Source organism: Pseudoclavibacter caeni (genome assembly GCF_008831125.1).
Taxonomy (GTDB): domain Bacteria; phylum Actinomycetota; class Actinomycetes; order Actinomycetales; family Microbacteriaceae; genus Pseudoclavibacter_A; species Pseudoclavibacter_A caeni.
In genome coordinates this window covers 55738-62820 of record NZ_WBKA01000009.1, presented here as the reverse complement: position 1 = coordinate 62820, position 7083 = coordinate 55738, and the positions used below count along the sequence as shown (strand labels likewise).

The 7083-nt window shown below is 68.8% G+C and carries 5 protein-coding genes; 3 read left to right on the top strand and 2 right to left on the bottom strand.

Annotated features, from left to right (window positions below; translation table 11 throughout):
* The 3 genes from F8O02_RS08865 to F8O02_RS08855 form a co-directional block, all read left to right on the top strand.
* Positions 1–195, top strand: a 195-nt coding sequence (locus F8O02_RS08865) for a transposase (protein ID WP_158036882.1), incomplete at its 5' end; no start/stop codon positions are given.
* Between the two features lie 24 nt (positions 196–219).
* The gene (locus F8O02_RS08860) at positions 220–1254 is read left to right on the top strand and encodes an NADH:flavin oxidoreductase (RefSeq protein WP_263970871.1); all 1035 of its coding nucleotides are present in this window, start codon (positions 220–222) and stop codon (positions 1252–1254) included.
* Positions 1255–1498: 244 nt separating this feature from the next.
* The gene (locus F8O02_RS08855) at positions 1499–2458 is read left to right on the top strand and encodes a hypothetical protein (RefSeq protein WP_158036880.1); all 960 of its coding nucleotides are present in this window, start codon (positions 1499–1501) and stop codon (positions 2456–2458) included.
* Between the two features lie 88 nt (positions 2459–2546).
* Here the strand turns inward: F8O02_RS08855 and F8O02_RS08850 are convergent, their stop codons facing one another.
* A complete protein-coding gene (locus F8O02_RS08850; RefSeq protein ID WP_158036879.1) occupies positions 2547–4262 on the bottom strand; it encodes a DUF2075 domain-containing protein in 1716 nt (571 codons plus the stop codon).
* Positions 4263–4617: 355 nt separating this feature from the next.
* Positions 4618–7032, bottom strand: a complete 2415-nt coding sequence (locus F8O02_RS08845; protein WP_158036878.1) for a sigma-70 family RNA polymerase sigma factor — start codon at positions 7030–7032, stop codon at positions 4618–4620.
* Positions 7033–7083 lie beyond the last annotated feature (51 nt).

Sequence of the window (7083 nt, the reverse complement as noted above, 5' to 3'; positions counted from 1 at the left end):
AAACAGCGCGCCGTCGACATCCTCGCGTTCTTCGACCGCCCCGGCACGAGCAACGGACCGACGGAGGCCATCAACGGCCGGCTCGAGCACCTTCGCGGTTCCGCACTCGGCTTCCGGAACCTCACACCCTACATCACCAGATCGCTCCTCGAAGCCGGCGGATTCAGACCGCTCCTACACTCCCATCCGCGATGAGCCGTCAAACTCGGCGAAGGCGGGGTGGGCATGACCACTGTCGCCTATCTGGCTGTGGCTCCCGAGGGGCGCACCGAGGCCGACCAGATCTATTGGCGCTCAGAGGCGCTGCCCGGCCTGCAGCGATTGACGGATGCGGTGCACGCCACCGGTGCGAAGGTCTCCGCTCAGATCGGGCACGCGGGCCCCGTCGCCAATGCCCGATCGACCGGCCTGCCCTCCATCGCTCCTTCCACTCGGCTGAACCCCTTGGCGATGGGGCTGGACAAAGCCGCCACAGAGGAGGACATCGAGCGCATCATTCGTCAGCACGCTGACGCCGCCGAGATGGCCGTCGACGTGGGCTTCGATGCCGTCGAGGTGCACCTGGGACACAACTATCTGATCAGCTCGTTCCTCAGCCCCAAGATCAACCACCGCAAGGACGGCTGGGGTGGTTCGCTGGAGAACCGAGCACGTTTTGCGCGGCGGACGCTCGAGGCCGTGCGCGAGCGCGTCGATGGCAGAGCAGCCGTGCTGGCCAAGATGAACATGGCCGATGGAGTGCCCGGGGGCTTCTGGCTCGAGGAGTCGATTCCCTTCGCCAAGATGCTCGAGAGTGATGGCACTCTCGATGCCCTCGAGCTGACCGGAGGCTCCTCTCTCCTGAACCCCATGTATCTGTTCCGCGGTGACATCCCGCTCGATGAGATGGCCAAGAGTCAGCTGCCGATCGTGCAGCTGGGCATGAAGATGTTCGGCTGGGCCGTGTTCAAGAAGTACCCGTATGAGCCACTGTATTTCCGCGACTATGCTCTGCAGTTCCGCGCCGAGCTCGACATGCCGCTGGTGCTCCTCGGCGGCGTGACCGACCACGCGGGCATGACAACGGCGATGAGGGATGGTTTCCAGTTCGTCGCCATGGCGCGTGCCCTGTTGCGGGAGCCCGACCTCATCCACACCATCGAGGCCGATCAGGCCAAGAAGTCGCTGTGCATCCACTGCAATCTGTGTGCCGCGAGCATCTTCGAAGGTACGCGCTGCCCGATCATCATGCCCAAGTCGCCGATGGCGGGCTGAGGTCACAGCCACTCGAGTGAAGTGGTGCCGTTCCCTGCTGCGTCGAGCGTGGATGACTTCCACGCCGAGGATGACGGTTCCGATGCTCACGGTTCGTGAACGCCTTACCGACGGGGCTGCCGACTGCCGATTCCTGGGCCTGCAGGCTCAGGAATCGGCCTCGGCGAGAGGCGCTTCGGCCTCTATCGTCCAGCCGCCCCATCTGTGCGAGACAATGGGCTTCACGGCGAGGAACGGAGGCCCCATGCACGATCCCAGGTCTGACATGCCCCGAGGCGAGAGCGAGAACGGGCAAGCCTCGGACGACACCAAGCGGGACACCACGAGCGGCACCAGGAACGGCAACACGAACACCGCAGACGACCCCGACCGCGCCGCTGCCGAGCGCCTGCTGCAGGATGCGGTGCGCGGCCGGCAGAAGCTTGCCCGCCGCTACGTGCGCACGCTCCGCAGGCTGTCCCCGCGCGCGACGCCGGCCGAGCTCGTCCGCCGGCTCGAGAAGCAGTACCTCGCCGCGGTGACGGGCACCGGCCAGGCCGGCACGGTCGGCCACTTCCTCGCGGACGCGGCGGTCACCGCGATCTCGGCGGTCGTCACCACAGGCATCGGCATGGCCGCCGGCGGACGCGACGGCTCGGGCACCACTGGGTCAGGTCGTGGCTCCCGAACCGCTGGGCGGGCCGCCGGCCGCGGTGTGAAGTCGGGCTCGAGACGCCGTATGCTCGGCCCGGTCCAAGGCGCGGTGGCTGCCGCGGGTGCGAGCATCGCGGTGCGCGGCATGCAGAACGGGGTCGACCGGGTCATCCCTGTGGCGACGGCGAGGGTGGAGTTCGAGGTGACCGCGCTGTTCGCTCTGGCGGTCGCGGACATCCACGGGCTGCGGCTCTCCCCCGTTCGTCGTGCGGTGCTCGTGCGGGCGCTGCTCGCCGGCCCCGAAGCACAGCCGATCGTGCGGCGACGAGCTGACGCAGTCGCCTACCTCGACCCGGAGCTGCCCGGCACAGATGCCGGCGAAGCCTGGGTGCGCCTGCTTGCTGAGGACGTGGCCGAGGACGATCTCTCCGACCTCACCCGCGATCTCGCCTCCGGAGGGGCGAGCGCCGGCTTCGGGCGCCCCGTGATCGACGCTGCCCGCATCGCGTTCCCCGCACCCCCGGCGGAGTTCCCGGAGCATCTGGCAGTGGGGTGGGAGCAACGGGACTGAGCGAACACACCGCCCGGCCGGCACCGATGGGGGATGCCACAGCAACGCCCGGACTCGCTCCAGCCCACAAGACCCAGCCCCGAGGCCCTCACATCTCGAAGTATCGCCGCAAGTGCTCGCGCAGTTCGGGGTCGGCGACGTACACGTAGGTGCCCTTCATGCCGCGGGTGAGCAGCACGCGGTAGATGTTCTCGACGTAGTGGAGCAGGTCGTCGTCGGTGTAGGTGATGCCGAGTCGGCGGTTGTTCTCCTTGCCCTTGCGGTCGTGGTAGTCGGCACGACTGAAGCGCAGGCGGCGACGCTCGGCATCCCAGCCCAGCTCGGGGCCGATGATGACGCCGGCGATGTTGAGGTCGTATCCCTGCACCGTGTGGATGGAGCCGACCTCCTCGACGGATCCCGGCGTGTTGATCCAGTCAGTCAGGGTGCTGTTCCACCGCAGACGCACGTCGCCCAGGTCGATGTCCCATGCCGAGGGGTCTCTGCGGCTGCGCCAGGGCCACCCGTATCCGGCGACGAGGCGGCACAGGCCGATGTCCGCATCCCGCTGCCGGATGACCCGCACGAGCTGGGCCGGGTCGTCGAAGAGGCGCAGGTCGTAGCCGCTGAAGTACCGGGGCTCGGGTGGGTCGTCGCTCAGCACGCGCCGCACGTAGTCGATGTAGTCGCGGCCTCCCTGCACTCGCAGCTGCGAGAACAGCGGGTAGCGGCGCCCGGTCTGCTCAGCCTGGTCGATGACCTGTTGCAGGGTGGCCGTGGGCAGGTCGGAGGGGCGCACGCTCTGGGCGGTGTCGAGCAGCAGGATGCGGTGGCGGCTGCGGGCGCGGATCCAGTCGAGCTGGGTGTGCCGCGGGTCGTCGTCGCCGAACAGCGTCTGGTTGATCTCCGTGAACTCGCGGTTGAGCATCGCGGAAGGCTGGCTGGCGCGCTGGCCGAGCCGGTGGGCCTCATCGACGATGAGGAGGTCATAGGGGTCGGCGGCCTTCCCCGCGTCGAACGGGCTGAGCACGTCGACGTCGTGGAGGCCGGTGACGCGCCGGAAGACGTCGTGGATGGACGCGCGCAGCGACTGCTGCGGGATCACCATGCCGATGTGCAGGTCGGCGAGAGCGGCGCGATGCTCACCGAGGAAGAAGTCGGCGAACATCGAGTCCTCGGGCTGCTCGTCGGGGTCAGCTCGGGCGATGTCGCGCAGCAGCTTCGTCAGGTAAATCGCGACGACCGTCTTGCCGGTGCCGGGGTCGCCCTGCACGACGATCTCGCTGCCGACGCCGGCGCGCTGATCAGCGGAGAGCCCCTCGAGGATCTGCTCGATCGCGACGGCCTGGTCACGGGTGAGCGCCTTGTACGGCGAGAGCTTGAACAGGTCGCTGTTCTCGATCTCGGGGATCGTGCGACTGAACAGGCCCTCGGCGCGCAGCTGTTCGAAGATCTCGTCGAAGCGTGCCTGGTACTGCTCCCGGCCGTAGTAGTCGGCATCGGTGACCCCGGTGTTGCCGTTGACGAGCTCGTAGCGACCATCGCCGGCGAAGTAGCGGATGAGGTACGACTCGAGGTCCAGACACACCGACTTGTTGAACGTCTCGTCGACGACGATGCGCACCCGTTTCATCCCCTGCTTCTCAGGATGCTCGTGGTGCTGATGCATGCGGCTCACGGCACTGAGCGACTCACCCACGTAGATGCGCCGGTCGTCGTCGAGTGTGTACACGATGGGCCAGTTGACAAGCTTCGGCTCGGTCTCCCCCGCCGTGTCGATGATGTCCATGTCGAACGGGAACCGCTCGATCGCGAAGTCACTCATCGCTTCCCTCTCCCCTAGACGTCCCAGTCCCGCTCGATGCAGGGCGCCGTGACACATGCCGTCACAGCCCGTCACCGACGCAAGCCCCTCTGCGGGCGGCCGCGCGGATGAGGAATCTGTCTGACGGCTGTGCCCACCCTATCGCCGGCCGCCGACGCGAGGCGGCGACAGAGTCAGGGATGGTGTTGGGCACGGTCTTCCCTTCTACCAGGTCCAGCGCAGGTCGGACGGCCCGCCGGAACGGTCAGCCGGCCGGTATGGCGGTGAGTCGCCGTCACGCAGAGACTGACACAGCTGACGAGGCACTTCTGGCCTGTTCTCCTCCTCACGCTTCTTCTGCTTCTGCTCCTGAGCTTCAGTGGGGCTGGGCGACCTCCCACTCCACACAGCGCACTCGCAATGCCTCAAGCGCCTTCTTCTGGATCTGTCGTGCACGTTCTCGCGTGACGCCGAGCCGTGCCCCGACCTGGTCGAGGGTCTCCTCCTCCCCGGTGAGCAGCCCGAATCGCGCCTCGAGCACCAGGCGCTCCCGCTGATCGAGTGACAGCAGCAGCGACTCCACGATCTCGGTGCGTTCGAGCTCCTCGAACTCCTGCTCGGTGCGTTCATCGGGCAGGAGTTCCGCCAGGGTCCCGAGTGTCACCCGGTCGTCCTCGACGATCCACCGTGGCTCGCCCAATGACTGAATGGGGGCGTCTCGGGCCAGCAGCCATTCCACGCGCTCGATCGACTCGTCCAGCAGCTCGGCGACGCGCGACACGACCGCACGGCGTCCACCATCCTCGGCGGTCACGAGCTCGGGGTGTGCCGCCACCACCTGCTCGGCCGACCGCCGGATCTTCTTGATCTGCTCATCCGCGTGCACGGGCACGCGGATGGTCCTCGACTTCTCGGCCAGCGCCCTGGTGATCGACTGGCGAATCCACCACGTGGCATAGGTGGAGAACTTGAGCCCTCGCCTCTCGTCGAACTTCTGCACCGCGCGCATGAGCCCCGGATGACTTTCCTGCACCAGGTCGATCGGGTCGAGCCCGGCGATGCCACGATGCGCCGAATAATGTGTGGAGATGCTGACCACCAGCCGCAGATTCGCGCAGATGAACGCCTCCCAGGCGCGTCGCCCGTCGCGCACCCGCCGCTCGAGGCGGGTGCGTTCGCGCCGGGTGGTGAACTCCCCGCGTTCCAGCGCCGCCGCGGCCTCGGCGCCGGCACGACGTCGGGTGCCGAGCACCACCTCCTCCTCCGCTGTCAACAGCCCATACCGGCCGATCACGCGCAGCCAGTCGTGGAACGCGTCCGCGCAGACGTGGATGCCCGCGGCCTGCTCGACGGGGCCCGCGGCGGCGGCGTCATCGCCATCGAGATCGAGGCCGAACAGCTCCGGCTCGGCGACGAGGTCGGGCTCGCGATCGTCGACCGGCACCGGCTCGACGAGGAACGGCAGCAGCCCGGGATCGTCGACGCCGGTGAACACCCGATGCCGCCGAGCGTGCTCGAGCACGGCGGCCAGGTGTTCGTCGCCCGACACCTCCGGGTCCTCCACCGTCCGCAGTGCGTACAGGTGCACCAGCCGGCCCGCTCGCGGCGGTCGCTTGCGGCGGATGACGCGGCCGAGTCGCTGCACCATCTGCCGTCGGCTGCGGCTCGCGGCGACGACGATGCCGAGATCCGCGTCGGGCACGTCGATGCCCTCGTCGAGCACGCGCGGAGCGGCGAGGACGTCGATCTCACCATCCCGCAGCCGGCCCAGCCGGTCGTGGCGCTCCTCCCGTCCGAGACCGCTGTACACCGCGGCCGTGCGCAGCCCCGCATCGGCGAGCCGGGCCGACGCGGCGCGGGCGGCGTCCTTCGTCTCGGCGAACACGAGCGACCCGTGCGCGCGACGCACGGCCGGGGCGAGGGCACCGACCGCGTCGATCTTCGCAGGGGCATCGGCGAGCAGGCCCCGCCGCTCGGCGATCGATCCGAGCAGCCGGCTGGCGAGCGTGCGCCTCGGGCTCTCCTCCGGGCTCGCCGCCCAGGCGGTCACGAACCGCAGCAGCACGGGGAACGGCACGCCCTCCCCCGCGCCGCCCGCGTGCCGGTCGCGCACATCGGCCGGCAGATACCCCAGCAGCGCCTGCCGGGTCTCACGGATCTGCTTCGACAGCGCGTCGTACCGTGCCCGCGGCCCCGCGTCGAGCTCCACGCCGACCAGGGCGATGTCGAACGGAGCGATCACGCCCTCGGCGAGCGCCCGATCGTACCAGAGCCGGTGGACGGCCCCGCCGAAGAACGGGTCGAGCACCTCCTCGTGCAGGCCATCGGCGCGCTCGTAGGTGGCGGTGAGGCCGAGCCGCCAGTCGAAATGCTCGCTGAGCGCGCCGGCGAACCGGTCGGCGGCATACCGGTGGCACTCGTCGGCGATGACGAGCCCCTGTCTGTGTCTGCTGAGCAGCGGCACGGCGTCGTGATCGAACGTGGGCGCGATGCTGTGGACGGTGCCGATGACGAGGTCGTGCCGGTGCAGGTCGTCGTGCCGGCCGCCGCCGAGCCGGCCGACCGTGACCTCGGGCAGCTCGTCATGCAGCGTCCGCATCCACTGGTCGAGCAGCTCGATCGTCGGGACCATGACGACGACCTTGTAACCGGCCATGAGCGCCGCCCGGGCGGCGAGCACCCCGAGCCGGGTCTTGCCGGAGCCGGTGATCGCCTCGATGACGCCGCGGTGTTCGTGCGCCGCCCAGGCTTCGAAGGCCTCCTGCTGCCACTGGTAGAGCATCCGTGCCATGTGCCTCCCCCTCGATACGTCTCACGGCCCCGTTCACGTCGAACGGGTCGC

Bases quoted from the DNA above. Each gene is read 5' to 3' on its own strand.
- F8O02_RS08855 (WP_158036880.1), top strand. From the start codon at position 1,499: ATGCACGATCCCAGGTCTGACATGCCCCGAGGCGAGAGCGAGAACGGG.
- F8O02_RS08850 (WP_158036879.1), bottom strand. From the start codon at position 4,262: ATGAGTGACTTCGCGATCGAGCGGTTCCCGTTCGACATGGACATCATC.
- F8O02_RS08845 (WP_158036878.1), bottom strand. From the start codon at position 7,032: ATGGCACGGATGCTCTACCAGTGGCAGCAGGAGGCCTTCGAAGCCTGG.